This is a genomic window from Saccharopolyspora sp. MMCC62, assembly GCF_057736575.1.
This window is the reverse complement of the sequence record NZ_JBYKCM010000006.1, coordinates 34,924-58,274: the sequence shown is the minus strand read 5'-3', so window position 1 is coordinate 58,274 and position 23,351 is coordinate 34,924. Positions and strand designations below refer to the sequence as shown.

The following is a 23,351-nucleotide window of genomic DNA, read 5'->3' as shown; positions in this document are numbered from 1 at the left end:
CCGCGGCACCCGCGCACCGTCCGGTGCGGATCCATCTCCTCGACGTGGAGGCAGACATGCGTTTCTCCATCTTCCACAACCTCGGCGCACCCGGGCGGTTCGGCGAGTACGACCAGGTCATGAACGAGACCCGGGAGTTCGCGCAGTACGCGGACCAGGCCGGGTTCTGGTCCATCTGGTACACCGAGCACCACTTCGGCCACGAGGGCTACGAGCTGATCGCGAACCCGGTGCTGATGGGCGCGGACATCGCCGCCCGCACCGAGAACATCCGCATCGGGCAGGCCGCGAACATCGCCACGTTCTGGCACCCGCTGCGGCTGGCCGAGGACATCGCGCAGCTCGACCAGCTCTCCGGCGGCCGCGTCGAGGTCGGCCTGGGCCGCGGGCTCTACGGGCGGGAGGCGCTGAACCTCAACACGCTCGCCGACCCGCGCGACCAGGAGCAGAACCGGGCGCTGTTCGACGAGACCGTGGAGATCCTGCAGAAGGCGTGGTCGAACGAGTTCTTCTCGCACGACGGGCGCTTCTACACCTTCCCGGCCCCCGGCGTGCGCTGGGAGCACCCGCTCTCGCCCGCCACGCCGGAGTTCACCGAGGACGGCGTGATCACCAAGCTCGCCGTCACCCCGCGCCCCTACCAGCGCCCGCACCCGCCGCTGTGGCAGGTGATCGACAGCCCGCGGTCCATCCAGACCGCCGCCCAGCAGGGCGTGCAGGGGCTGTTCTGGCTGCCGCCGATCTCGGCGCTCAAGGACCGCTTCCAGCTGTACAAGGACTCCGCGCAGGCGGCGGGCCGGGACCTGGCGCTGGGCGAGGGCATCGGCCTGGTCCGCGACGTGTTCGTCGCCGACACCATGGAGCAGGCCCGCGCCCGGTTCGAGGAGGCGCTGCTGACCTCCTACAAGTGGATCACCCACTGGCGCGGGCTGGGCAACCTGATGGAGGCCGGCGAGGAGCTCACCGACGCCCACGAGCTGTCCTTCGAGTTCCTGGAGCAGCGCAACCTGCTCGTCGGCACCCCCGAGCACGTGGCGGGCAAGATCGAGGAGTTGCAGGAAGAGCTGAACCTGGAGCACCTGCTGCTGTGGACCACGCACCCCGGCCTGCGCCACGAGCACGCGATGCGCAGCCTCGAACTGTTCACCGAGAAGGTCATGCCGCGCTTCCAGGGCTCCGGCTCGTGAGCGGGCCGCGCAAGGTCGTCACGACGACGGAGACGGTGCTGCGCGAACTGGGCTCCCCGGTGGAGTCCACCGCGCACCGGGCCGCCGCGGCCGCGGTGATCCCGAACCCGTGGGCGGGCCGCGGCCACGTCGCCGACCTGTCCGCGGAGGTGGAGCGGATCGCGCCCGGCCTGGCGCGCACCCTGCACGACGAGCTCGTCGCGGCGCTGGCCACGGCGAACGGTGGCGAGGCCGAGATCACCGCGTTCGGCAAGGCCGCCATCGTCGGGCTGGACGGCGAGATCGAGCACGGCTCGGCGCTGATCCACACCCCGTACTTCGGCAACGTGCTGCGGGAACTGGCGGGCGGGACCTCGGTCATCGTGTTCTCCGACGAGCGCGGGCCCGCCGGGACCACGCTGACCGTGCCGATCTGGCACAAGACCGACGCCGCCACCCGCTCGCACTACCAGACCATCCCGGTGCGCATCCCGGACGCGCCCGCCGCCGACGAGATCGTCGTCATCGCGGCCGCGTCGACCGGACCGCGCCCCAACGCCCGCATCGGCGACCGCAAGACGGATCCCGCGGTGCGGCTGGCAGACCTGGAGGACCGATGAACATCCGCAAGATCGTGAGCTACACCGAGGACGTGCTCACCGAGGGCGGCCGCCCCGTCGACCCGCGGGCGCGCACCGCGGTGGTGCTGGCGGTGCTGCAGAACCCGTGGGCCGGCCGGGGATTCGTGGAAGACCTCGCACCGGGCATCGAGGAGTTCGCGTCCCCGCTGGGCGCCCTGCTCGCCCCGCGCGTGGTGGAGGCGCTGGGCGCGCCGATCGAGGCCTACGGCAAGGCCGCCGTCGTCGGGCTGGACGGCGAGGTCGAGCACGGTTCGGCGCTGATCCACACCTTGAAGTTCGGCGACCACTTCCGGCAGGCCGCGAACGCCACCACCCTGCTGCCCGCGGTGGAGAAGCGCGCCGCGGCGGGCACCGTCTTCGACATCCCGCTCAAGCACATCACCGACGCGACGATCCGCTCGCACCACCAGAGCATCGAGGTGCGGCTGGCCGACGCACCGCGCGCCGACGAGATCGTGGTCGGGCTGGCCGCGGCGGCGCAGGGCCGTCCGCAGGCGCGGCTCGCCCCGCTGTCGAGCGAACGATGACCGAGCAGCTGGTCCTGCTGCACGGCGTGGGCCTGGACCACCGGATGTGGGAGCGCTCCGCGCCGGAGCTGGCCCGGGACAACCCGGTGCTGGCCCCGGACCTGCCCGGGCACGGCGCGGGCGGGGCCGTCGAGCCGGACGCGGAGCTCGACGACCTCGCCGCGGCGGTGGCGCGGCGGCTGGACGGCCCCGCGCACCTGGTCGGGTTCTCGCTCGGCGCGCTGGTGGCGCAGTGCCTCGCGGTGCGCCGCCCCGAGCTGGTGCGGTCGCTGGTGCTGGTGAGCTCGGTGGCCGCCCGCAGCCCGGAGCAGTCGGCCGCGGTCGGCGACCGGCTGCGCGGCGTGGCGCAGGACTTCGCCGGGACCGCCGAGGCCGCCGTGCAGCGGTGGATGAGCCGGGACTGGCAGGCGCGCGAACCGGAACTGGCCGACCGGCTGCGCACCACCCTGCTGGCCAACGACCTGGACGCCTACCTGGCCTGCTACCGGATCTTCGCGACGGCGGACCGGGAGCTCGCGCCGCTGCTGCCCGGGATCACCGCGCCGACGCTGGTGATCACCGGGGCCGAGGACCCCGGTTCGACGCCCGCGATGACCGAGCACCTGGCCGCGACCATCCCGGACGCGCACGCCGTCGTCGTCCCCGGCGCCCGGCACCTGCTGCCGCTGGAACGACCGGACCGGCTGGTCGCCGAGATCCGCACGCACCTCACCCGCACGACCGTGGAGCGTTGAGATGAGCACCGAACTCCCCCGCTACGAGCACTACATCGCAGGCGAGTGGGTCGCCCCGGCCGAAGGCGGCTACTTCGCCAGCACCAACCCGACCACCGCGCAGCCCTGGTACGAGGCGGCGCGCGGCACCGAGGCGGACGTGGACCGCGCGGTGCGCGCCGCGCGGGCGGCGTTCGAGGCGCCGTCCTGGCGCGACCTGTCCCAGACCGCGCGCGGGCGGCTGCTGCGCAGGCTCGGCGACCTCATCACCGAGAACGCCGAGGACCTGGCCCGCACCGAGACCCTGGACAACGGCAAGCTGCTGCGCGAGATGCGGTCCCAGCTGGCCGGGATCCCGGAGTACTTCTACTACTACGCCGGCTACGCCGACAAGATCCACGGCGAGGTCATCCCCGCGAACAGCACCAAGCTGCTCAACTACACCCAGCGCGAGCCGGTGGGCGTGGTCGGGGCGATCACCCCGTGGAACTCGCCGCTGATGCTGACCACCGCGAAGATCGCGCCCGCGCTGGCCGCGGGCAACACCGTGGTGATCAAGCCGTCCGAGCACACCTCGGCGTCGGTGCTCGAGCTGGTGCCGCTGTTCGAGCAGGCCGGTTTCCCGCCGGGCGTGGTCAACGTGGTCACCGGGTTCGGCGCGGACGCCGGGAACGCGCTGGTGGAGCACCCGCAGGTCGCGAAGCTCAGCTTCACCGGCAGCACCGCGACCGGTTCGCGGATCTCCGCCGCCTGCGGTTCCCGGTTCGTGCCGGTGACGCTGGAGCTGGGCGGCAAGTCGCCGAACATCGTCTTCGACGACGCCGACACCGACAGCGCCGCGATGGGCATCGTCGCCGGGATCTTCGCCGCGGCCGGGCAGACCTGCATCGCGGGCAGCCGGGTGTTCTTGCAACGCGGCGTCTACGACGAGGTGCTGGAGAAGGTCTCGGCCCGCGCCGCCACGATCAAGATCGGCGACCCGCTGGAGCCGGAGACCGAGCTCGGCCCGGTCGCGTTCGGCGACCAGCGGGACAAGATCGAGGAGTACGTGCGGATCGGCCGCGAGGAGGGCGGCCGGGTGCTGACCGGCGGCGAGCGGCCGGACGTGGGCCTGGACGGCTACTTCTACTCCCCCACCGTGTTCGTGGACACCGACAACGGGATGCGGGTCTGCCAGGAGGAGATCTTCGGCCCGGTGCTCACGGTGATGCCGTTCGACACCGAGGAGGAGGTGGTGGCGCTGGCCAACGACACCTCCTACGGGCTGGCGGCCGGGGTGTGGACGCGGGACCTGGCGCGGGCGCACCGGCTCGCCTCGGTGCTGGAGGCCGGGACGGTGTGGGTGAACACCTACCGGGCGATGTCGCCGATGTCGCCGCGCTCCGGGTTCAAGCAGAGCGGGGTCGGCGTCGAGCACGGCACCGAGGTGCTGCGCGAGTACACCCGGCTCAAGAGCGTGTGGATCAACACCGACGAGAGCCCGGCGCGGGACCCGTTCGTGCTCGGTTCCTGACCGTTCCGCCGGGTTCCACCGCGGACGGCGCGGTGGAACCCGGCGGCGCGTCAGCCGCCGACCACGTTCCGCGTCATGGCGCGGGCGCTGCCGAGGTAGTTGGCGGGGTCGCAGAGCTCGTCGATGCGCCGCTCCCCGAGCCGCTCCACCAGTTCCGGGTGCCCGCGCAGCTCGGTGGCGAGGTCCTGCCCGCCTTCGATGGCGCGGCGGCAGGCGTCGTAGACCACCTCGTGCGCCCGCTGGCGGCCCAGTTCGGGCGCGACCGCCATCATCACGGCCTCGGCGACGATGAGCCCGCCGGTCAGGTCGGTGTTGGCGCGCATCCGGTCCACGTCGACCTCGAGGCCGCCGAGCATGAATTCGGCCTGGTGCAAGGAGGAAGCCGCCAGCTGGAACGCCTCCGGCACGGTCGCCCACTCCAGGTGCCACGGCCCGGTGGCCCGCTCGAAGTCCTGCATCATCGCGTCGAGCATGGTGGCGGCCCGGTCGCGCAGCAGCTTGGCCGCCGCCACCATCAGCTCGCTGGAGATGGGGTTGCGCTTCTGCGGCATGGTGGAACTCGCGCCGCGGCCGGGCACGAACGGTTCGGCGACCTCGCCGAACTCGGACGAGCACAGCATCGTCACGTCCCACCCGATCTTGCCGAGCGAACCGCCGATCGCCGCCAGCAGCGACACGAGCTCGTTGAGCCCGTCCCGGGCCACGTGCCAGGTGATCTCCGGGTCGCGCAACCCCAGTTCGGCCGCGAGCGCCGCGCGGACCGCGAGCCCTTCCGGCCCGGACCCGAGGGACGCCAGGGTTCCGGCCGCGCCGCCGAACTGGACCATCAGGTCGCGTTCGCGGGCGGCGGCCAGCCGCTCGGCGTGGCGGTCCAGGGCGGAAACCCAGACGGCGCACCGGAATCCGAACGTCACCGGCAGCGCGTGCTGCAGGTGGGTGCGCCCGGCCGCCACCGAGTCGACGTGCTCCGCGGCCAGCCGCCGCAGCACCGCGCGCACCCGGTCGAGGGCGGCGGCGACGAGGTCCAGCCCGTCGCGGCACTGCAACATCGTGGCGGTGTCCATGATGTCCTGGGTGGTCGCGCCCCAGTGCAGGTAGCCGCCCGCCTCGCCGCACTGCTCGGCGAGCTGGGTGACCAGCGGCAGCACCGGGTAGCCGACGTTCTCCGTCTCGGTGCGCAGCCGTTCCAGGTCGAGCGCGGCCGAATCGGCGGCGGCGGTGATGGTGCGCGCCGCCTCGACCGGGATCACGCCGACGGCGGCCTGCGCGCGGGCGAGGGCGCTCTCGGTCTCGGTCATCCGCGCGAGGAAGCTCGCGTCGCTGAAGACCTCGCGCATCGGGCCGGTGGAGAACATCTCCCGGTACAGGACCGAGTCGAACACGGTGCTGCTCATGCGTTGCTCCCGGAGGTCGTCGGGTCGGTGCCGCGTGCGGCGGCGATCGGTTCGGGTTCGGGTTCGGGTTCCCGGTCGAGCAGCGCCGGATCGGCCAGGACGGCGCGCAACCGGTCCCGGTCCAGGTCGCCGTTCCACCGCGAGATCACCAGCGTGGCCACGACGTTGCCGAAGGTGTTGCAGGTGGAGACCGCCATCGACATCACCCGGTACACGCCGAACAGGATCGCCACGCCGTCGACGGGCAGGTAGCCGGTGGCGGTGATCGTGGAGGCGAACACCACGAACGTCCCGCCGGAGACGGTCGCCGCCCCCTTCGAGGTCAGCAGCATGATCAGCAGCAGGCCGAGCTGCTGCTCCAGCCCCATCGGGATGCCGTAGGCGTTGGCGAGGAACAGCGTGCACAGCGCCATGTACAGCGAGGTGCCGTCCAGGTTGAACGCGTACCCGGTCGGCAGCACCAGCCCGACGGTCTGCTGCGACATGCCCATCCGCGGGAGCTTCTTGAGCAGGCCGGGCAGCCCGGCCTCGGAGGAGGCGGTGCCGAGCACCAGCGTCAGCTCGGTGCGCACCGCGCGCAGCAGCCGCAGCACGTTCACCCCGATGGCGAGGCAGATCCCGCCGAGCACGACGAGGACGAACAGCGCGACCACGATCCAGTACTCGGCCACCAGCTCGGCCAGGGCCAGCAGCATCGCGGACCCGTTGGTGCCGACCGAGTACGCGATGGCGCCGAAGGTGCCGAGGGGCGCCAGCCGCATGATCACGCCGATCATCGCGAAGAAACCCTCGGACGCGGTCTCCAGCCCGGCGCCGAGCCGGGTCCGCACGGCGGGCGCCATCGAGAGCAGCCCGATGCCGAACAGCACCGCGATGACCACGACCTGCAGCAGGTGCCCGGAGGTGAACGCACCGGCGAAGTTGTCCGGCACCACGGTGTCCAGGAAGTCCTCGTGCGCACCGGTGTCCGGGGCCGCCGGGTGCTGCGCGCCGCGCAGCGCGCCCGCTCCGGTGCCCACGCCGGTCAGGTTCCCCACCAGCAGCCCCAGCAGCAGGGCGACGGTCGAGACCACTTCGAAGTAGAGCAGGGCGAGCAGTCCGGTGCGCCCGGCCTTCTTCAGGTCTCCGGCCGAGGCGAAGCCCAGCACGATGGTGAAGAACACCAGCGGGGCGACCGCGACCTTGATCAGGTCGAGGAAGACGTCCCCGACGACCTTCAGGTGGGCGGAGAGCCCGGGGAACGCGGCACCGACGGCGATGCCCAGCACGATCGAGATCAGCACCTGGTTGCCGACGCCGGTGTACCAGCGGGAGCGGCGGGCCGGTGCGCCTCCGTCGCGGAGCTGCTCCGCTGACTTCATGCCTGCACCTCTTTGTGTCTAGACAGTTTCTGTCTAGACAGAATTGAGGCTGCGGTGCCGTCCTGTCAATGCCCCCGGCCGCGGGACTACTGCCCGGAGCGGACCAGCGTCGTGCGGTAGCTGAAGCTGCCGCCCGGGTGCACCCCGACCGTCACCTCGAACAGCTCGCCCGCCGCGTCGAAGTAGCGCCGGACGAATTCCAGGGCGGGACAACCGGATTCCAGCCCGAGCACCTCCGCCGGCTCCGCGGGCATCGGCACCGCCCGCACCTGCTGGTCCACCCGGTGCGTCGCCCGGCCGGTGCGCTCGGCCAGCAGATCGCTGATCAACCGGGTGCTGCGGCCCAGCTCGCCGGACACCACCGCCGCGTCCTCCGGCGCCAGGTACACCTGCGACCAGGACACCACCGCGCCGTCCTCGGCCCGGCGCAGCGTCGTCAGCCGGACGCGCGCCGCGCCCACCGGGAACCCGGTCACCGCCGCCAGCTCGGCGTCCACGGTGACCTCCGCGGTCGCGGAGACCTCCCGCACCGCGTCCCTGCCGTACTGGGTCAGCTCTTCCAGGCTGTTCAACGAAGTGTCGAAGCGCTCCACCGGGGCCAGCCGCCGCACCCGGGTGCCGTCGCCCTTGCGCCGCGACACCAGGCCCCAGGACTCCACCTCCCGCAGCGCGTTGCGCAAGGTCTCGCGGGAGACGCCGAACCGGGCCGCCAGCTCGGGTTCGGGCGGCATCCGCTCCCCCAGCGGCCAGCTGCGCGCCCCGATGTCCGCGGCCAGCTCGCGGGCGATCCGCAGGTAGCGCGGCTCCTTCATCGACGACGTCTCGGCACCCTCCACTCCCGCAGCCTCCCACACCGCCCGCTCCCGCCCGGGTGAACGGCCCGCCCGCCGGTCGAGCGGACCGCTCACCCGCGGCCGTCAGGTGAAGGCGGTGCGGGGAGCCGCGACGCGGTCGATCTCGCCGTCGGCGATCGTGTCGCCGCGGGCGTTCTCGGCGCGCACCGCGAAGGTCCGGCGCCGCGACCCCTCGGCGGGCAGGACGTCGGCGTGCACCGTGACGACCTCGCCGACCGACGTGGGCGCGAGGTGCCGGATGCGCACCGCCGCGCCCACCGAGACCTGCCCCTCGGCGAGGTGCGGCCGCGCCGCCACCACCGTCACCCCCTCCAGCCAGGCGAGCAGCCGCGGCGTGCCGAGCACCGGCACGTCCCCGCTGCCCAACGCGACGGCCGTGTCCTCGTGGCCGACCTCGTGCTGCTGCGAACAGGTCACCCGTCCTCCTCCCGATCGTGGAATCCCTCGTCCTGGCGGGAGAACCGCCCTCCGGCGGGAAGCACCGGAGGGCGGCGACCCCGCTACGGCTCCGGCGCGTCCGCGTTGCTCGGCGTCGTGCGCTGCGTGGTGATGTCGTGGAAGCGGCGCTTGATGCACTCGCCGCACCGCACCGACAGCGCACCGATCGTGGAGGTCGGGTTGACCGCGCCTCCCGTCGTCAACCCGCTGCCGTCCACCACGAACAGGTTCGGCAGGTCCCAGGTCTGGTTCCACTTGTTCAGCACCGAATCCAGTTGACGTGCGCGGCGGGCAGTCCGTCCGAGTCGGTGGCGCTCGGGTCGAGGGTGACGCGGTTGGTCGCCACCGGCAGGTCCTCGCCGAACATGAACACCATGAGGTGGTTGGCGAAGTGCTCCTCGAAGAACTTCCGGTGCCCGCGTCCCCACGGCGCCACGTGCCCGGTGTGCGTGCCCATCGCCCTGGCGAAGGCGCAGGAACTGGTCTCGGCGATCCCGCTGTGGCTGGATGCGCGCGTGCTCGACGCGGCGGGCGGTGAGGTCCAGCGTCAGGGTCATGGGATGCACCTCTCTGCGGATCACGTGGTGACTCGGCTGTGTCGGACTGGCGGGCGCGCTGCTGCTCTCCCCGGCGCGCCCCGCGAGAGCGCCCTCCCCGCCGGATTTCACCGCCACCAGGCGGAATCCGGTGTTCTCCGGGCGGGGAGGGGCGCGGGCGGTTTTCTCGGGAATCGGAATCGGGAACCGGGGCCGGGAGATCGGCCCGGGGTGGTGCGGCGGTTCAGCGCCGGGCGTGCGCGCGTTCGTCGACGACGCGGCGGGACTTGTGCTCGGCGCGGGGGAAGGTGCCCGCGTCGACGGTTTCGAAGGTGACGCGGACGCCGAGCAGGGATTGCAGGCCCTGGCCGGTGGTGCGGACGAACTCGGGCCGCTGCTCCGGCGGGTAGCTGCACTCGGCGCGGACGGTCATCTCGTCCATGGTTCCGGCGCGGGACACCACGATCCGGTGCTCGCCCGCGTAGCCGGGGACCCCGCGCAGGTAGTCGTCCACTTCGGTCGGGTAGACGTTCTCCCCGCGGATGTGGATCATGTCGTCGATCCGGCCGTACACCCCGTCCGGCAGCTTCGGGTAGGTGCGGCCGCACGGGTTGTCCTCCATCACCCAGCGGGTGAGGTCGTTGGAGGCCAACCGGATCATCGGCTGCGAGGTGCGCTCCAGGTGCGTGTACACCGGGGTGCCCTCGGATCCGTAGGGAACGGCGCGGAAGGTGGCCGGGTCGCACACCTCGTGCCACACGATGTCCTGCCACAGCAGCATTCCGTCCGGGGTGCCGGAGGTCGCCGACGCCGACATGAACGGCGTCATCTCCGCCATCGTGCCGCAGTCCACCACCCGCGCCCCGAACGCCTCCGCGATGGCGCCGCGCACGGCGGGCACCGAGGCGCCCGGTTCGCCGGAGAAGAACATGACCTCGATCCCGAACTCGCGCGGGTCGATCTTCTCCTGCCGCGCGACCTCCGCGAGCCGCAGCGCGTAGGACGGCGTCGCGTAGAACGCCCGCGGCCGCACCCGCGCCAGCCAGGTCACCGCGCGGGCCGTCATGCCCTGCACGCCCGCGCCGAACGGCAGCACCCGGCAGCGCAACCGCTCCGCGCCCGCCATCGCGCCCCACGAGCCGAGGTAGAGGCTGAACAGCGCGGCCACGAACACGGTGTCGCCGGGGCGGATGCCCATCGCCCACATGATCCGGGCGTGGTTGTCGGCGATCACCTCCCAGTCCCGGCGCCCGAGCGCGAACGCGGTGGGCGCCCCGGTGGTGCCGGAGGTGCCGTGGATGTGGTGGATCTCCGCGTCGTCCACGCACACGTAGTCGCCGAACGGCGGGTGGTCGCGCTGCGCGGCCCGCATCTCCTCCTTGGTGACGACCGGGACCTGCTCGAACGCCTCGAACGAGGTGATGTCGGCCGGGTTGCAGTCCACCGCGTCCCACTTGCGGCGGTAGAACGGGGAACGCTCGTAGGCGTAGGCCATCACCTCGCGCATCCGGGCGAGCACCGCGGCGTCCCGCTCCTGCGGGTCCATGGTCTCCCGGTGCGGGAACCAGTACGGCTGGTCGGGGTCGGGCAGGTAGTCCTGGTCGTACCGGGCGGGGAACCGCCACTCCTCCATCGCCGAGCTCACGTGGTCCTCCTGCGTTCGATCTCCGCGTCGTTCCAGGGGGTCAGGGCCTGGTAGTCGGGGACCCAGCCGAGCCCCTTGCCCGCGTCCGGCGAGGGCGCGTCCTGCGTGGTGACCACGTCCACGACGGCCGGGGCGTGCTCCCACGCCCGCCGCAGCGCCGCTTCCAGTTCGGCGGGGTCGGTGACGCGTTCGCCGTGCGCGCCGAACGCCCGCGCCATCGCCGCGTAGTCGGAGTCGGCGAGTTCGGTGCCCGCGACGAGCCCGTAGTTCTCGGCCTGGTCGTAGCGCTCGATGTTCCAGGCCCGGTTGTTCGACACGACCACGACGATCTTCGCGTCGTGCCGCACCGCGGTGTCGATCTCGGTGGCGGTGATGCCGAAGGCGCCGTCGCCGGTCACGGCGAGCGCGGTCTTGCCCGGTTCGGCCAGGGCGGCGGCGATCGCGAACGGGGTGCCGACGCCGAGGCAGCCGAAGGCGCCCGCGTCCAGGTACCGGCGGAACCGGGTCAGCCCGAGCCGCGCGAACGACAGCAGGTCCCCGCCATCGGCGACCACGACGGCGTCGTCGAGGTCGAGCGCGCCGAGCGCCCCGAAGATCCGGTTCGGGTGCATCAGCCCGTCCGATCCGGGTTCCGCACGGCTGAGCGCGGCCCGGTACTTCGCGGCGCGGTCGAGGTGCTTCGCGCGCAGCCCGTCCCGCCAGTCGGTGTCCGGTGCGTGGTCCCGCAGCGCGTCGGCGAGCGCGCCCAGCGCATCGCCCGGGTCGGCGAGCAGTTCCACCTCCCCGCGCCGGTTGTCGATGAGCTCGCTCGCGGTGTCGGCGATGCGGATCACCCGCGCTTCGGGGAACACCGCGGGCGAACCGAACCCGACCTGGAAGTCGAGCTGCCTGCCGACGGTGATGAGCAGGTCGGTCTCCCGCATCACCGCCGAGCGGGCCGAGCCGACGCCGGCCGGGTGGTCCTCCGGGACCAGCCCGCGGCTCTCCTGGGTGTCCAGGTAGGCCGCGCCGGACGCGTCGAGGAACCGGACCAGGTCGGTGCCGTCGGTGGTGCGGGCGCCGCGGCCGCTGATGACGGCGGGCCGGCGGGCACCGCGGACCAGTTCGGCGGCGGCGGCGATCTCGTCCGGGTGCGGTTGCGGCCGGCGGCGCGGCTTCGGCCGCAGGTGCTCCTCGGTGACCAGCGCGGGCGGAATCTCCTCGCGCAGCACGTCGGTGGGGATCTCCACGTAGACCGGGCCGGGTTCGCCGCGGTCGCCGAGCGCCCGCGCCCACGCCTCGTCGAACTCGCGCACCAGCTGGTCGGCGGAGCGCAGCGTGCGCGAGAGCCGGGTGACGGGTTCGAGGATGGCGGTGTGCGGGATGTCCTGCAGCGGCCCCATGTTCGACTGCGGTTGCGGCGGGCAGCCGCCGATGACCAGCAGCGGTATCCGCGAGATCGACGCGTTCGCGACGGCGGTGACGGTGTTGGTGACGCCCGGCCCGGCGGTCACGAGCGCGACCCCGAGCCGTCCGGTGAGTTCGGTGTGGGCGTGGGCCATGTGCACCGCGGAGCCTTCGTCGCGGACGTCCACGATCCGCACGCCGAGCCGGGCCAGCTGGTCCCACACCGGCTGGATGTGCCCGCCCTGCAGGCCGAACACGCGGTCGGTGCCGCGGGCGACCAGGAAGCGGGCCACCGCTGCCGCGGCGGGTACGGGATCTCGTCCTGACATGCCTCGTGTCCTCCCCGTTGAGTAACGCAGACCACATCTGAACGCAGCATGCGGTACTCTGAATTCAGAAGTCAATACACCGGATTCAGGTCGGACCTCCCGGAGGGACGTGGTGCCGGGCGCGCCGATACCGTGGACGCGTACCTGCCCGCAAGACCCGAAGGAGCAGCACATGGCGGCGCCCTCGCCCGACGACGGCAAGGTGACCCCGCTGCCACCCGTGCCGTCGCGGACCGAGCAGGTCTACGAGGCGATCGTCCGGGACATCTGCACCGGTCAGCTGCAGCCCGGCGTGCCGCTGCGGCAGGAGCAGCTCGCCGAGCGCTTCCAGGTCTCCCGGCAGCCCGTGCAGCAGGCGTTGCTGCTGCTGCGCAACGAAGGGCTGCTGCGCGAGTTCGGCCGCCGCGGGCTGGAAGTGGCGCCGCTGCGCCGGAAGTTCGTCAGCCAGCTCTTCGAGCTGCGCGCCATCCTCGACGGCCAGGCCGCCCGGCTCGCCGCCCAGCGCGGCACCGCCGAGAGCCTGGAGCGGCTGCGCGGCGTGGTCGGCACCGGCGAGCGCGCGTTCGAGGACCGCGCCTTCTCACACATGATCACCGCGGACGTCGACTTCCACCGCGGCGTGGTGGACGCGGCGGGCAACCCGCTGCTGACCGAATCGACCGGCGTGCTGTGGCGCAACGTCCAGCGCGTGATGGGCGAAGTGCTGCTGCAGGGCGGCGCGCCCGCCTGGGTCTGGGAGGACCACGCCGCGATCTTCGCCGCGATCACCGCGGGCGACGCCGACGAGGCCGAGGCGCTGGCCCGCCGCCACGCCGAGCACGGCGAGCAGCTCATCCTCGACGGCCTCCCCCCGGAAGTCGACTAGCCGATCTCCCGCGCACCGGCGGGATTCCGGCCACCGGCGCCGCGTCGGCACGCCCCGGACGACGGCGCGCCTCGCGCATTCCCCCGCACAGCGCGAGAACCGTCCCTCCGGCGGGGCGATCGGCTCAGCCGGGCAGGGCTCGGTCGGTGTTGATGGCGGAGCTGATCAGGGACAGGTGGGTGAAGGCCTGCGGGAAGTTGCCGAGCTGCTCACCGGTGAGCCCGATCTGCTCGGCGTAGAGGCCGAGGTGGTTGGCGTAGGTGAACATCTTCTCCAGCGACAGCCGCGCCTTGTCGGCCTGCCCGCTGCGGGCCAGCGCCTCCACGTACCAGAACGAGCAGATGGAGAACGTGCCCTCGGCGCCGTCGAGCCCGTCCGGCGCCTGGTCCGGGTCGTAGCGGAACACGAGGCTGTCGACGACGAGCGAGCGCTCCAGCTCGTCGATCGTGGACAGGAACCGCGGGTCGGACGGGGAGCAGAACTTCACCATCGGCATCAGCAGCACGGCCGCGTCCGGCACGAACTCCCCTTCGCGCTGGGAGAAGCAGGCGTGCTCCTCGTCCCAGCAGTCGTCCATGATGCGGTGGTAGATGCGGTCGCGCTCCGCCGTCCACCGGGGGAGGTCGGCGGGCAGCCCGCGCTGGCGCGCCATCCGCACCATGCGTTCGATGCCGACCCAGCACATCAGGCGGGAGAAGGTGTGCCGCTGCCGTCCGGCCCGGGTCTCCCAGATCCCTTCATCGGGGCGGTCCCAGTTGGCCAGCAGCCAGTCCAGCACCCGGGTCAGGTTGGTCCAGCTGCGGTGCGAGATCCCGCTGCCGTGCTTGTTGTACAGGTAGACGGAGTCGATCAGCTCGCCGTAGATGTCCAGCTGGAGCTGTCCGCCCGCGTCGTTGCCGATGCGGACCGGCGCGGAACCGCGGTAGCCCTCCAGGTGCGGCAGTTCCTCCTCCCCCGCCGCCGGGTCGCCGTCGATCGTGTACATCACCCGCAGCGGCCCCAGTTCGCCGTCGCCCGGGTCGTCGAACCGGTCGGTGAGCCAGCCGATGAAGTCCTCGGCCTCGCTGGTGAATCCCAGCCGCAGCAACGCGTACAGCGAGAAGGCGGCGTCCCGGATCCACACGAGCCGGTAGTCCCAGTTCCGCTCACCGCCGATCCGCTCGGGCAGCGCGCAGGTCGGGGCGGCGATGATCGCACCGCTCGGTTCGTGCGTGAGCAGCTTCAGGGTCAGCGCCGAGCGGTGCACCACCTCGCGCCAGCGACCGGTGTAGTTCGAGTGCGCCAGCCACCTGCGCCAGTACGCGACGGTGGCGTCGAACAGCCCGTCCGCGGCCGTCATCGGTTCGCAGTCCGCCTCGCCGACCTCCAGCACCAGCAGCGCGAATTCCCCAGCTGCCAACGAGAACTCGGCTTCGGCGTCGCCGTCGCGCACGGCCAGGTCCACGGTGCCGCCGAGGGTCAGCGCGAGCCCGGGCCCGTCGAACCGCACCCCGCAGCCGGTCTCGGTGGTCTCGTGCGCGGCGCGCCCGTAGTCGAAGCGCGGTGCGACGCGGGTGCTCATCCGGACGGTGCCGCGGATCGCGGTGATGCGGCGCACCAGCCGCTGCCGGTGGTCCGGGTCGCGTTCGCGCAGGATCGGCATGAAGTCCTGCACCTCGACCATGCCGTCCTCGGTGAGGAAGCGGGTGACGAGGATGTTGGTGTCCGGGAAGTAGAACTGCTGCCGGTTCACCACCTCGCACGCCGGGTGCAGTTCCCAGCTGCCGCCTTGGCCGGCGTCGAGCAGCGCGCCGAACACGCTCGGCGAATCGAACCGGGGCGCGCAGAACCAGTCGACGCGGCCGCCGGTGCTCACCAGCGCGGCGGTGCGCAGGTCGCCGATGAGGCCGTGCTCGCTGATCGGCGGGTAGCGGGCGTCCTCGGCCGCGCTCATCCCGGCACCCGCCATCCCGCGTCCCCGGGCAGTTCCAGGGCGGCGCGCGGGCCCCAGGAGCCCTGCTCGTACGGGTGCGGGGCCGGCGGGTCGGCGAGGACCGGGTCGCACACCTCCCACAGCCGCTCGACCTCCTCGGAGCTGACGAACAACGTCTGATCACCGCGCAGGACGTCGAACAGCAGGCGTTCGTAGGCGTCCGGCGCCGATCCCCCGTCCCGGCCGTCCCCGTCCGAGCCGTCCCCGTCCCGATCACCGGGCTCCTCGGCCGGTTCGAGCCGCGCGGTGGTGGTGCGCAGTTCGATCCCCGGCCCGGGAACCTTCGCGGCCAGGTCGACGCTCAGCTCCGGTTCGTCGACCAGTTCCAGCGACAGCGCGGTGCGCGCCTCCCGCGCCCCCGGCACCTCGACCGGCGGGGAGCGGAAGGTGAGGGTGACCGCGCACCGGGCGGCCGCGAGGGCCTTGCCGGTGCGCAGGTGGAACGGCACGCCGCGCCAGCGGTCGTCGTCGACGAACGCCTCCAGCGCCACGAAGGTCTCGGTCCGCGAATCCGCGGCGACGCCGTCCTCGTCCCGGTAGCCGTCGTACTGCCCGAACACGACGCGAGCCGGGTCGAACGGCCGCAGCGCGCGGAACACCCGCAGCCGCTCCGCGCGCAGCGAGTCTGCGTCCCACCGCCGCGGTGGTTCGAGGGCGACGGTGCCGAGCAGCTGGCACAGGTGGGTGGCGACCATGTCCCGGAACGTGCCGGTGGATTCCAGGAACGACGCCCGGCCTTCCAAGCCGAGGTCTTCGGGCACGTCGATCTGCACCGAGGACACGGTCCGCCGGTCCCACGCGGCGTCCAGCGGCGCGTTGCCGATCCGCAGCGCGAGCGCGGCCTGCACCCCTTCCTTGCCGAGGAAGTGGTCGATGCGGAACACCCGCTGCTCCGGGAAGACGCGCAGCACCGCCTCGTTGAGGGCGCGCGCGGATTCCAGGTCCCGGCCGAACGGCTTCTCCAGGATGATGCGGGCCCCGTCGGAGAGGCCGGTGTCCGCCAGCATCCCGACCATGTCGTGCATCGATTCCGGCGGCACCGACAGGTAGAGCAGCACCCGGGCCCCGCCGCCGAGATCCGCGTCCGCATCGCGCACGGCCGCCGCGAGGTCGGCGCCGTCGTCGGAGTCGGCGGTCTGGAAGGAGACGTGCTCGGCGAACTCGGCCCACTCCCGGCCGGTCACATCCGCGGCGTGCTCGCGCACCGAGCCGCCGAGGTCCGCGCGGAACCGCTCGTCCGGGCCGGGGCTGTGCCTGCCGGAGCCGATGATCCGGTAGCGGGACGGCAGCCTCCCCGCACGGGCGAGGCGCACCAGCGCGGGGAACAGCTTCCGGGCGGCCAAGTCGCCGGTTGCGCCGAAGAGCACGAACACCAGCGGCGGGTTCTCGCTCACCGGTGGTCCTCGTGGTTCCTCGGTGCGGCGCGGTGGGTTCGCATGGCGCTCCTCCAGCGGAGTGGATCAGGACCCTTCCGGCGTACCCCGGCGCCGCGCGTGGTCAAACCCGATCACCGGAACGATCTTCGGGTCGTTCCGGCAACGGTTCGGCCGCGGGCCTCCCCACCGGCCCGCGGTTGCTCTAGGGTCCGGTGCCACTCGACGAAGGTGGGCCGCCATGTCCGAACGTTCCGAGCGCAAGTCCTGGCGCAAGCGCCTCCGCAACACCGGATGCCTGATCACCCTGCTGATCGTGCTGGTGCTGCTGGGATTGATCGTGCTGCTGGCGGTGATCGCCAAGGATCCGAGCGGCGCGGCGGGCGGGGTGAACCACTGGTGGGGAGCGCTCGGCGACGGGGCCCGCTCGGTGCTGAACGCGCCGATCGACTTCTTCCGCTCCCTGCTGCGCTTCGGCGACGAGGTCGGCGGCTGACGGCCGCGGAGCTCACCCCAGCGCGGCCGCGGCCGCGCGCAACTCGTCCAGCGCGGCCTGCGCGTGCTGCGCCAGTTCCGTCGGGTCGTCGCGGTCGGCCGCGGACCAGCGGGCGAAGCCGCTCTTGAACGCGAGCAGCCCCAGCTCGGCCGCGAGGTGCGCGGCCGGGTCGGGGACGCCGCGGTCGAGGAGCGCGGTGGTCATGGCGGCGGCGAGGCCGACGCTCTTGAGCGCGTCCCGTTCCTGCAGCTCCGCGCTGGCCGCCACCGCGGCCTGGATACGAGGTGCCAGTTCGCGGTTCACCGGGCCCATCGCGTTCGAGGCGCGTTCGAGGCCCGCGGACACCGCCTCGACCGGGCTCGCGCCGTCGGGTGCGGCCGCGATCCCTTCGGCGAGCAGACCGCTCAGCGCCTCCTGGCCCGCGACGAGCACCTCCCGCTTGTCGGCGAAGTGCCGGAAGAAGGTGCTGCGGGTGACGCCGGCGCGTTCGGCGATCTCGGCGACCTTGGTGGCGTCGTAGCCCTGTTCGGTGAACAGGTCGACGGCGGCGATGACCAGTCGTTCCCGCGCTCCCGGTTCCCATCGAGCCATGCGCACACCCTAGCGATGCGACACCCGTCCCATCACTCGCGTACAGTGATGCGACATCAGTCCCATCACTTCGGGAGCACCCATGCACGTGTTCATCACCGGCGGCACCGGCGTCATCGGCTCCACCGTCATCACCGAACTGCGCGAGCACGGCCACACCGTGCTCGCCCTGGCCCGCTCGGACCGCTCCGCGGCGGCCGTGGCGGAACTCGGCGCCGAGGCGCTGCGCGGCGAACTCGCCGATCTCGACGTGCTGCGCACCGGCGCCGAGCGGGCCGACGGCGTGATCAGCCTGGCCTTCGGCCGCGACTACGGCAGCCCCGAGGCGCTGGCCGCGTCCATCGCCGAGGAGGCCGCGGCCATGGCGACCCTGGGCGAAGCGCTGGTCGGCAGCGGCCGCCCGATCGTCGCGGCGTCCGGCACCCCGGCGGCCACCGGTCGCGCCGCCACCGAGGACGATCCGCTGCGCCTGGAGGGACCCGTCGCGGCCCGGAGCCGCTCGGTCCACGCGCTGCTCGCGCTCGCCGAACGCGAGGTGCGGGCCACGGCCGTCCGGCTGCCGCGCACCGTGCACCACCGCGGCGAGGGCGGCTTCGCCGGTCTCCTCGTCGAGAACGCGCGCCGCACCGGCGTGGCCGGGTTCCCCGGCAGCGGCGACCAGCGCTGGCCCGCCGTGCACGCCCGCGACGCGGCGGCGCTGTTCCGGCTGGCCCTCGAATCGGCACCGGGCGGAACGGCGTGGCACGCGGTGGCCGACGAGGGCGACGCGGTGCGCGACATCGCCGCGGTCATCGGCCGCAGGCTGGGCCTGCCGGTGGCGCAGGTGCCCGCGGAGACCTTCGGCCCGTTCGGTCCGATCTTCGCGGCGGACCAGCCCGCCTCCAGCACGCGCACCCGCGAAGCGCTCGGCTGGCAGCCGACGCACCCGAGCCTCCTCGCCGACCTGGAGAACGTGCGGCCCTGACGGGCCGGACGGGGAGGTCGCCGGTCAGCGCCGCGCGGGAGTCCCGCCGAGCGCGCCGAGCAGGGTGCGGACCAGCAGGTCGACGCGGGCGGCGACGCCCTCCGCGGCTTCGGCGGCGAGTTCCGGCGCGGCCGCGGGCAGCTGGTGCACCTCGTGCAGCAGCACCAGGTAGAGGCGGCGGCACCAGGCCGGGTCCGCCGCGGCGATCTCACCGGACTCGTGGAGCCGGGTGAACAGCGCGTCGAGCCCGTCGACCACCTCGGGTTCGAGCAGCGGTTCCCGGCCCTCCGGGTCCGCGGCCAGTTCCATCGCGAAGCGGTGCCCGACCTTGAGCTCGAAGATCAGCTCGGTCAGCCGGTGCAGCGCGACCAGCGGCGGCGCGGTCTGCACCCGCGCTTCCGCGAGGCCCTTCAGGTAGCGCTCGTTGAGCTGTGCGACCAGCGCGTCCAGCAGCGCCTGCCGGGAGGAGAACCGGCGGTGCACGGTGGCGCGCGCGAGCCCGGCCGCGTCGGCGATCCGCTCCAGCGACGCGCTCGGGTCCGCCGCGAGCACGGTCGTCGCGGCATCCATGATCCGCGCCGTGCTGCGCTCGGCGTCCGCCCGCACCCGCCGTGGCCGGTTGGTCTCGCTCATCTCGCCTCCGTGGTCCGCCGCTCACCTTACCCAGCACTAAGTGAGTCATGTATGTTGCAGTTACTCATTCAGGTGAGCGAAATAAGTTTCAGTTGACTCGCTCTCGGCAGAGGAGAACCGAAGATGGATCTGCAGCTGACCGGCGCCCGCGTGCTCGTGACCGGCGCCAGCAAGGGCATCGGCCTGGCGATCACCCGCGCCTTCCGCGCCGAGGGAGCCGAGGTCGTCGCCTCGGCGCGGCGGAACACGCCCGAGCTGGAGGCCACCGGCGCGACCTTCGTGCCCGCCGACCTCGCCACCCCGGACGGCCCGCGGCGGCTGGTCGAGACCGCCCTCGCCGCCGATCCGCGGCTCGACGTGCTGGTGAACAACGCGGGCGGCGGGAACGCCCCCGACGAGGCGCTCCGCGACCCGTTCGGCGGCGACGACGAGGTCTGGGCCGCCACCGCCGAGCTGAACCTGCACGCCGCCGTCCGCGCCACCCGCGCCGCGCTGCCCGCGCTCGTCGAGGCCCGCGGCGCGGTGGTCAACATCAGCTCGGTCAGCGCGCGGCTGGCGCACACCTCGCCGCTGCCGTACTCGGTGGCCAAGGCCGGGCTGAACGCCTTCTCCCGCGGCCTCGCCGAGAAGGTCGCCGGGTCCGGTGTCCGGATCAACGTGGTCACCCCGTCCGGAACCCGCACCGACCTGCTGACCGGGCAGGACGGCTATGGCGCCCGGCTGGCCGCGACCTTGGGCGTCGAGCACGAGGAACTGCTGCGGCAGCTGCCGAAGCAGACGGGGCTGCTCACCGAGCAGCTGATCGACCCGGCCGAGATCGCCCGCGCGGTCGTGCTGCTGGCCTCCCCGACCATGCCGAGCGCGATCGGCGAGAACTGGACCGTCGACGGCGGCACCCTCAAGGCCGCGTGACACCCCCGGAACTCGCCGATCCGCGCAGCAGGGCGGCGAGTTCCGGCACGTCCACCTCCGCGGGCCGCGGCAACCAGGCCGGTCGGCCGGCGTGCTCGGCAGGATCATCGAGGATCACCCGGGACAGCGCCGAGATCGCAGCCGTCGACCTGGCGGACCGACCGGCTCCCCCGGCGGGACCAGCGGATCAGCGGGCGGTGGACTCGGACAGTTCGGCGGCCGGGGTGTCCACTTCGGACTTCGCACGGGGTTTGAGCTCGCTGATCAGGGTGCCGATGATGATCAGCGCCGCCCCGGCAAGCGCGAGCCCCGGCAGCCGATCCCCCGCCAGGCGGCCGAAAACGCCGCCCCACACCGGTTCGCCCGCGTAGATGATGGTGGCGCGCGTCGGCGAGACCTCGCGCTGCGCCCAGTTCATCGCGATCTGGATCAGGCAGCTCGCCGCGCCGAGGCCGAGGGCCGCGACCAGCCACACCCAGGAGAACGCGGGCAGCGCCTCACCGGCGACGGGCATCATCGCCAGTGACAGCGCGCCGCTGACCAGCAGCTGCACCACGGTGACCTTGCCGAGGTCGACCTTCCCGGCGAACAACCCGATCAGCACGATCTCCGCGGCGATGGCCAGCGCGCCGACGAGCGTGGCGAGCTCCCCGCTGCTCATCGAGATCCCGGCCGCGCCCGGCCCGGCCAGCAGCACCAGCCCGGCGAAGGCGAGCGCGGCGCCGATCAGCGCCATCATCGGCGGCGCCTTGCGGAACACCGCCCACTGCAACAGCGGCACCATCGGCACGTACAGCGCGGTGATGAACGCGGAGGAACTGCTGCTGATCGTCTGCAACCCCCAGGTCTGCAACCCGTAACCGAGGAAGATCGCGACGCCGATCGCGGCGCCCGCCCCCAGGTCGCGCAGCCCGATCCCGCGCAGCGCCCGGCGGAACACCACGAGGCTGATCGCGCCCGCGGCCAGGAACCGCACGCCGACGAAGAACAGCGGGCCGCAGTGGCGCATGGCGGTGTGGATGACCAGGAACGTCCCGCCCCAGATCACGGTGATGCCCACCAGCGCCAGCTCGTGCCGGTTCACCGCCCGACCTCGAATGTGCAACATATTGCACCACGCTATGTGTACAATCCTGCACGTGCAAGAGCCGAGCTCGGACGTCCTGGTGCACGTCGCGGACAACCTCCGCCGCCTGCGCCACGCCACCGGCCGCAGCCAGTCCGAACTCGCCGCCGACGCCGGGCTGAGCAGGCGCACGATCATCAACCTGGAGGCGGGCGAGGCCAACATCAGCCTCTCCGGGCTCGACAAGCTCGCCCACGCCCTCGGGACGAACCTCGTCGAACTGGTGAGCCCGCCGTCCGCCCCGCCCGATCGGATCGACGCGACCGCCTGGCGCGGCGCCCACCCCGACAGCCGCGCCGTGCTCCTCGGCAGTGCGCCCGCCCGCGACGAGGCGCAGCTGTGGACCTGGAGCCTCGCCGCCGGGGACCGCTACGACGCCGAGCCCGACCCCGCCGGATGGCACGAGATGGTCTTCGTGACGGCGGGACGGCTGCGGATCGAGCGGGAGGACCAGGTGGCGGTGATCGAGGTGGGTGACTACGCGATCTACTCCAGCGCGCAGCGCTACTCCTACGTCAACGACGCCGCTGAGACGACCACCTTCGTCCGCAACGTCATCTCCTGAACCCCGCGGCCGTTCTCGCCGGATCGGACCGCTGGTCCACTTGGGACTCGATCAGGCGCGGCGGCGCGGCGCCCGGTAGGTGAGCCCGCGCAGCAGGACCTCCGCCGGGCCGCGGACTCCCGCCCGCTCCGCCGCGAACGCGAGCACCGCGGTCAGCACCCAGGTGCCGAGACCCACGAGCGCCGCCGACCAGCTCGACAGGTGCGCGCCGACCCCGAAACCCCACTCCGCGAGCAGCGGCACGAACACCACCGACTGCGCCAGGTACCCGCTGAGCGAACGCCGCCCCAGCGCGAGCAGCATCCGCACCGGCACCGCCGGGTCGGTGCCGCGCAGCGACATCCGGTGCGCGACGAGACCGAACAGGGCCGCGTAGCCGACTCCCGCGAAGATCCCGGCGAAGAAGTGCACCGCCCCGGCGAGCGCGAGGTTCGGCAGCTCCAGCACGCCGACGTGGTGCAGCGCCAGCGGAACACCCGCCGCCCAGCCCACCGCGATCCCGGCGAACGCGGTGCCGCGCAGCAACCGCAGGTGCCGCGCGGGTTCCTCCAGCACCCGGTGCCGAGAAGCCAGCAATCCCAGCAGGAACGCCGCCGGCAGCGCCAGGGTGACGATCCCCGCAGGCAGCGCGGGCAGCCAGTTCCCCAGCCGCAGCACCACCGAAGCGAGGTAGTCGGTCTCCGCGATCGCGAGCCGCTGCGCGTCCGGCCCGGCCGCGCTCGGCACCGGCCCGGCCAGCGCCGCGCCCGCGCAGACCAGCACGGCGAGTGCGAGCAGCACGCCGATCGTGACCTGCAGCGCGCGGTCCCCGCGGTTGAGGAACAGCGGCACGAACACCAGCCCCAGCAACCCGTAGGTGGCGAGGATGTCGCCCTGCCAGAGCAGTGCCGCGTGCACCAGCCCGAAGGCGAACATCCACAGGTGCCGGGTGCGCAGCAGCCTGCGCGCCGCGCGCGGAGTCGCGCCCGCCGCGATCCGGCGCGCGTGCAGCTGCCCGATCCCGTACGCGAACAGGAACGCGAACATCGTGTGCGTGCGCGCGTCCACCACGACGATCGTGGCCGCCTGCACGATCCGATCGGCGAGCCCGCCACCGGCCGGGTGCAGCAGCGCGGCACCGGTGCCTGCGGTGTACAGGAACCACGGCACGTGCGCCAAGGCGATCAGCAGCAGCATCATGCCCCGGGCCAGGTCCGGGGCGATCGCCCGCTCGGCGAGCGGGGTGGGTCGCGCCGGTGGCGCGGGCGGGTGCGGTTCGGTCGCGGTGGACACGGGTGAGCTCCTCTCGGGGACGGACGTCGCCCATCCCACTCCGTGCCCCTGCGGCACGCTCAAGCCCGGATTCCGCCCC

General features: G+C 72.9%; 24 protein-coding genes. 10 read left to right on the top strand and 14 right to left on the bottom strand.

Features of this window, described 5'->3' with window-relative positions; genetic code table 11:
• Positions 1-56 precede the first annotated feature (56 nt).
• From AC29IT_RS15795 to AC29IT_RS15775, 5 genes are read left to right on the top strand one after another with little or no spacing between them, the layout of a single operon-like run.
• Positions 57-1,187, top strand: coding sequence for an LLM class flavin-dependent oxidoreductase (locus tag AC29IT_RS15795; RefSeq protein WP_358434293.1), 1,131 nt, complete (start codon positions 57-59; stop codon positions 1,185-1,187).
• Positions 1,184-1,786 carry an amino acid synthesis family protein gene (locus AC29IT_RS15790; RefSeq protein ID WP_488219185.1) on the top strand — a complete coding sequence of 201 codons (603 nt, stop codon included), beginning with the start codon at positions 1,184-1,186 and terminating at the stop codon, positions 1,784-1,786. The genes AC29IT_RS15795 and AC29IT_RS15790 overlap by 4 nt, the downstream gene beginning before the upstream one ends.
• Complete coding sequence (locus tag AC29IT_RS15785; RefSeq protein WP_358434289.1) at positions 1,783-2,334, top strand: amino acid synthesis family protein; 552 nt, start codon at positions 1,783-1,785, stop codon at positions 2,332-2,334. The genes AC29IT_RS15790 and AC29IT_RS15785 overlap by 4 nt, the downstream gene beginning before the upstream one ends.
• Entirely contained in the window at positions 2,331-3,068 is a 738-nt protein-coding gene (locus tag AC29IT_RS15780; protein WP_488219184.1) for an alpha/beta fold hydrolase, read from the top strand. The genes AC29IT_RS15785 and AC29IT_RS15780 overlap by 4 nt, the downstream gene beginning before the upstream one ends.
• A 1-nt stretch (position 3,069) precedes the next feature.
• Positions 3,070-4,560: an aldehyde dehydrogenase gene (locus tag AC29IT_RS15775; RefSeq protein WP_358434283.1), complete on the top strand. Its 1,491-nt coding sequence runs from the start codon at positions 3,070-3,072 to the stop codon at positions 4,558-4,560.
• A gap of 50 nt (positions 4,561-4,610) precedes the next feature.
• Here the strand turns inward: AC29IT_RS15775 and AC29IT_RS15770 are convergent, their stop codons facing one another.
• The 8 genes from AC29IT_RS15770 to AC29IT_RS15735 all read right to left on the bottom strand — a co-directional run bounded on the left by AC29IT_RS15770 (position 4,611) and on the right by AC29IT_RS15735 (position 12,503).
• The gene (locus AC29IT_RS15770) at positions 4,611-5,954 is read right to left on the bottom strand and encodes a class-II fumarase/aspartase family protein (RefSeq protein WP_488219183.1); all 1,344 of its coding nucleotides are present in this window, start codon (positions 5,952-5,954) and stop codon (positions 4,611-4,613) included.
• Positions 5,951-7,315, bottom strand: coding sequence for a cation:dicarboxylate symporter family transporter (locus tag AC29IT_RS15765; RefSeq protein WP_488219182.1), 1,365 nt, complete (start codon positions 7,313-7,315; stop codon positions 5,951-5,953). Before AC29IT_RS15765 ends, AC29IT_RS15770 begins: the two co-directional genes overlap by 4 nt.
• Positions 7,316-7,401: 86 nt before the next feature.
• On the bottom strand, positions 7,402-8,127 hold the full coding sequence (locus AC29IT_RS15760; RefSeq protein ID WP_488219181.1) for a GntR family transcriptional regulator: 726 nt from the start codon (positions 8,125-8,127) through the stop codon (positions 7,402-7,404).
• A 105-nt stretch (positions 8,128-8,232) separates the two neighbouring features.
• Positions 8,233-8,586, bottom strand: coding sequence for a thioesterase family protein (locus AC29IT_RS15755; RefSeq protein WP_488219180.1), 354 nt, complete (start codon positions 8,584-8,586; stop codon positions 8,233-8,235).
• An 83-nt stretch (positions 8,587-8,669) separates the two neighbouring features.
• Positions 8,670-8,873, bottom strand: a complete 204-nt coding sequence (locus AC29IT_RS15750) for a GMC oxidoreductase (RefSeq protein WP_488219179.1) — start codon at positions 8,871-8,873, stop codon at positions 8,670-8,672.
• On the bottom strand, positions 8,867-9,064 hold the full coding sequence (locus AC29IT_RS15745; protein ID WP_488219178.1) for a hypothetical protein: 198 nt from the start codon (positions 9,062-9,064) through the stop codon (positions 8,867-8,869). Before AC29IT_RS15745 ends, AC29IT_RS15750 begins: the two co-directional genes overlap by 7 nt.
• A gap of 323 nt (positions 9,065-9,387) precedes the next feature.
• Entirely contained in the window at positions 9,388-10,788 is a 1,401-nt protein-coding gene (locus AC29IT_RS15740) for a phenylacetate--CoA ligase family protein (RefSeq protein WP_488219177.1), read from the bottom strand.
• Positions 10,785-12,503, bottom strand: a complete 1,719-nt coding sequence (locus AC29IT_RS15735; RefSeq protein ID WP_488219176.1) for a thiamine pyrophosphate-binding protein — start codon at positions 12,501-12,503, stop codon at positions 10,785-10,787. Before AC29IT_RS15735 ends, AC29IT_RS15740 begins: the two co-directional genes overlap by 4 nt.
• A 172-nt stretch (positions 12,504-12,675) precedes the next feature.
• Between AC29IT_RS15735 and AC29IT_RS15730 the strand changes: the two genes are divergently transcribed.
• Positions 12,676-13,368, top strand: a complete 693-nt coding sequence (locus AC29IT_RS15730) for a GntR family transcriptional regulator (protein WP_358434254.1) — start codon at positions 12,676-12,678, stop codon at positions 13,366-13,368.
• 124 nt (positions 13,369-13,492) lie between these two features.
• Here AC29IT_RS15730 and AC29IT_RS15725 read toward each other — a convergent pair whose 3' ends face one another.
• On the bottom strand, positions 13,493-15,301 hold the full coding sequence (locus AC29IT_RS15725; protein WP_488219175.1) for a glycoside hydrolase family 15 protein: 1,809 nt from the start codon (positions 15,299-15,301) through the stop codon (positions 13,493-13,495).
• The gene (locus tag AC29IT_RS15720) at positions 15,298-16,734 is read right to left on the bottom strand and encodes a glucose-6-phosphate dehydrogenase (RefSeq protein WP_488219174.1); all 1,437 of its coding nucleotides are present in this window, start codon (positions 16,732-16,734) and stop codon (positions 15,298-15,300) included. The genes AC29IT_RS15725 and AC29IT_RS15720 overlap by 4 nt, the downstream gene beginning before the upstream one ends.
• 220 nt (positions 16,735-16,954) lie before the next feature.
• On the opposite strand from AC29IT_RS15720, the gene AC29IT_RS15715 reads away from it, so the two are divergent.
• Complete coding sequence (locus AC29IT_RS15715; protein WP_358434243.1) at positions 16,955-17,209, top strand: hypothetical protein; 255 nt, start codon at positions 16,955-16,957, stop codon at positions 17,207-17,209.
• Positions 17,210-17,221: 12 nt separating this feature from the next.
• Here the strand turns inward: AC29IT_RS15715 and AC29IT_RS15710 are convergent, their stop codons facing one another.
• On the bottom strand, positions 17,222-17,800 hold the full coding sequence (locus AC29IT_RS15710) for a TetR/AcrR family transcriptional regulator (protein WP_488219173.1): 579 nt from the start codon (positions 17,798-17,800) through the stop codon (positions 17,222-17,224).
• An 82-nt stretch (positions 17,801-17,882) separates the two neighbouring features.
• On the opposite strand from AC29IT_RS15710, the gene AC29IT_RS15705 reads away from it, so the two are divergent.
• Positions 17,883-18,764: an SDR family oxidoreductase gene (locus AC29IT_RS15705; RefSeq protein WP_488219172.1), complete on the top strand. Its 882-nt coding sequence runs from the start codon at positions 17,883-17,885 to the stop codon at positions 18,762-18,764.
• 24 nt (positions 18,765-18,788) lie between these two features.
• Here AC29IT_RS15705 and AC29IT_RS15700 read toward each other — a convergent pair whose 3' ends face one another.
• The gene (locus AC29IT_RS15700) at positions 18,789-19,397 is read right to left on the bottom strand and encodes a TetR/AcrR family transcriptional regulator (RefSeq protein WP_488219171.1); all 609 of its coding nucleotides are present in this window, start codon (positions 19,395-19,397) and stop codon (positions 18,789-18,791) included.
• A gap of 123 nt (positions 19,398-19,520) precedes the next feature.
• Here AC29IT_RS15700 and AC29IT_RS15695 point away from each other — a divergent pair, with 123 nt between their 5' ends.
• Complete coding sequence (locus AC29IT_RS15695) at positions 19,521-20,309, top strand: SDR family NAD(P)-dependent oxidoreductase (RefSeq protein WP_358434232.1); 789 nt, start codon at positions 19,521-19,523, stop codon at positions 20,307-20,309.
• A gap of 187 nt (positions 20,310-20,496) precedes the next feature.
• Here the strand turns inward: AC29IT_RS15695 and AC29IT_RS15690 are convergent, their stop codons facing one another.
• Positions 20,497-21,393 (bottom strand): DMT family transporter, encoded by an 897-nt coding sequence (locus AC29IT_RS15690; protein WP_488219170.1) that lies wholly within the window; start codon positions 21,391-21,393, stop codon positions 20,497-20,499.
• 55 nt (positions 21,394-21,448) lie between these two features.
• Here AC29IT_RS15690 and AC29IT_RS15685 point away from each other — a divergent pair, with 55 nt between their 5' ends.
• A complete protein-coding gene (locus AC29IT_RS15685) occupies positions 21,449-22,000 on the top strand; it encodes a helix-turn-helix domain-containing protein (RefSeq protein WP_358434226.1) in 552 nt (183 codons plus the stop codon).
• Between the two features lie 51 nt (positions 22,001-22,051).
• Here AC29IT_RS15685 and AC29IT_RS15680 read toward each other — a convergent pair whose 3' ends face one another.
• The gene (locus AC29IT_RS15680; RefSeq protein ID WP_488219169.1) at positions 22,052-23,272 is read right to left on the bottom strand and encodes a DUF418 domain-containing protein; all 1,221 of its coding nucleotides are present in this window, start codon (positions 23,270-23,272) and stop codon (positions 22,052-22,054) included.
• Positions 23,273-23,351: the final 79 nt, after the last annotated feature.

Bases quoted from the DNA above. Each gene is read 5' to 3' on its own strand.
- AC29IT_RS15780 (WP_488219184.1), top strand. From the start codon at position 2,331: ATGACCGAGCAGCTGGTCCTGCTGCACGGCGTGGGCCTGGACCACCGG.
- AC29IT_RS15770 (WP_488219183.1), bottom strand. From the start codon at position 5,954: ATGAGCAGCACCGTGTTCGACTCGGTCCTGTACCGGGAGATGTTCTCC.
- AC29IT_RS15795 (WP_358434293.1), top strand. From the start codon at position 57: ATGCGTTTCTCCATCTTCCACAACCTCGGCGCACCCGGGCGGTTCGGC.
- AC29IT_RS15700 (WP_488219171.1), bottom strand. From the start codon at position 19,397: ATGAGCGAGACCAACCGGCCACGGCGGGTGCGGGCGGACGCCGAGCGC.
- AC29IT_RS15695 (WP_358434232.1), top strand. From the start codon at position 19,521: ATGGATCTGCAGCTGACCGGCGCCCGCGTGCTCGTGACCGGCGCCAGC.
- AC29IT_RS15745 (WP_488219178.1), bottom strand. From the start codon at position 9,064: ATGGGCACGCACACCGGGCACGTGGCGCCGTGGGGACGCGGGCACCGG.
- AC29IT_RS15775 (WP_358434283.1), top strand. From the start codon at position 3,070: ATGAGCACCGAACTCCCCCGCTACGAGCACTACATCGCAGGCGAGTGG.
- AC29IT_RS15725 (WP_488219175.1), bottom strand. From the start codon at position 15,301: ATGAGCGCGGCCGAGGACGCCCGCTACCCGCCGATCAGCGAGCACGGC.
- AC29IT_RS15730 (WP_358434254.1), top strand. From the start codon at position 12,676: ATGGCGGCGCCCTCGCCCGACGACGGCAAGGTGACCCCGCTGCCACCC.
- AC29IT_RS15785 (WP_358434289.1), top strand. From the start codon at position 1,783: ATGAACATCCGCAAGATCGTGAGCTACACCGAGGACGTGCTCACCGAG.
- AC29IT_RS15705 (WP_488219172.1), top strand. From the start codon at position 17,883: ATGCACGTGTTCATCACCGGCGGCACCGGCGTCATCGGCTCCACCGTC.
- AC29IT_RS15735 (WP_488219176.1), bottom strand. From the start codon at position 12,503: ATGTCAGGACGAGATCCCGTACCCGCCGCGGCAGCGGTGGCCCGCTTC.
- AC29IT_RS15760 (WP_488219181.1), bottom strand. From the start codon at position 8,127: ATGAAGGAGCCGCGCTACCTGCGGATCGCCCGCGAGCTGGCCGCGGAC.
- AC29IT_RS15715 (WP_358434243.1), top strand. From the start codon at position 16,955: ATGTCCGAACGTTCCGAGCGCAAGTCCTGGCGCAAGCGCCTCCGCAAC.
- AC29IT_RS15765 (WP_488219182.1), bottom strand. From the start codon at position 7,315: ATGAAGTCAGCGGAGCAGCTCCGCGACGGAGGCGCACCGGCCCGCCGC.
- AC29IT_RS15710 (WP_488219173.1), bottom strand. From the start codon at position 17,800: ATGGCTCGATGGGAACCGGGAGCGCGGGAACGACTGGTCATCGCCGCC.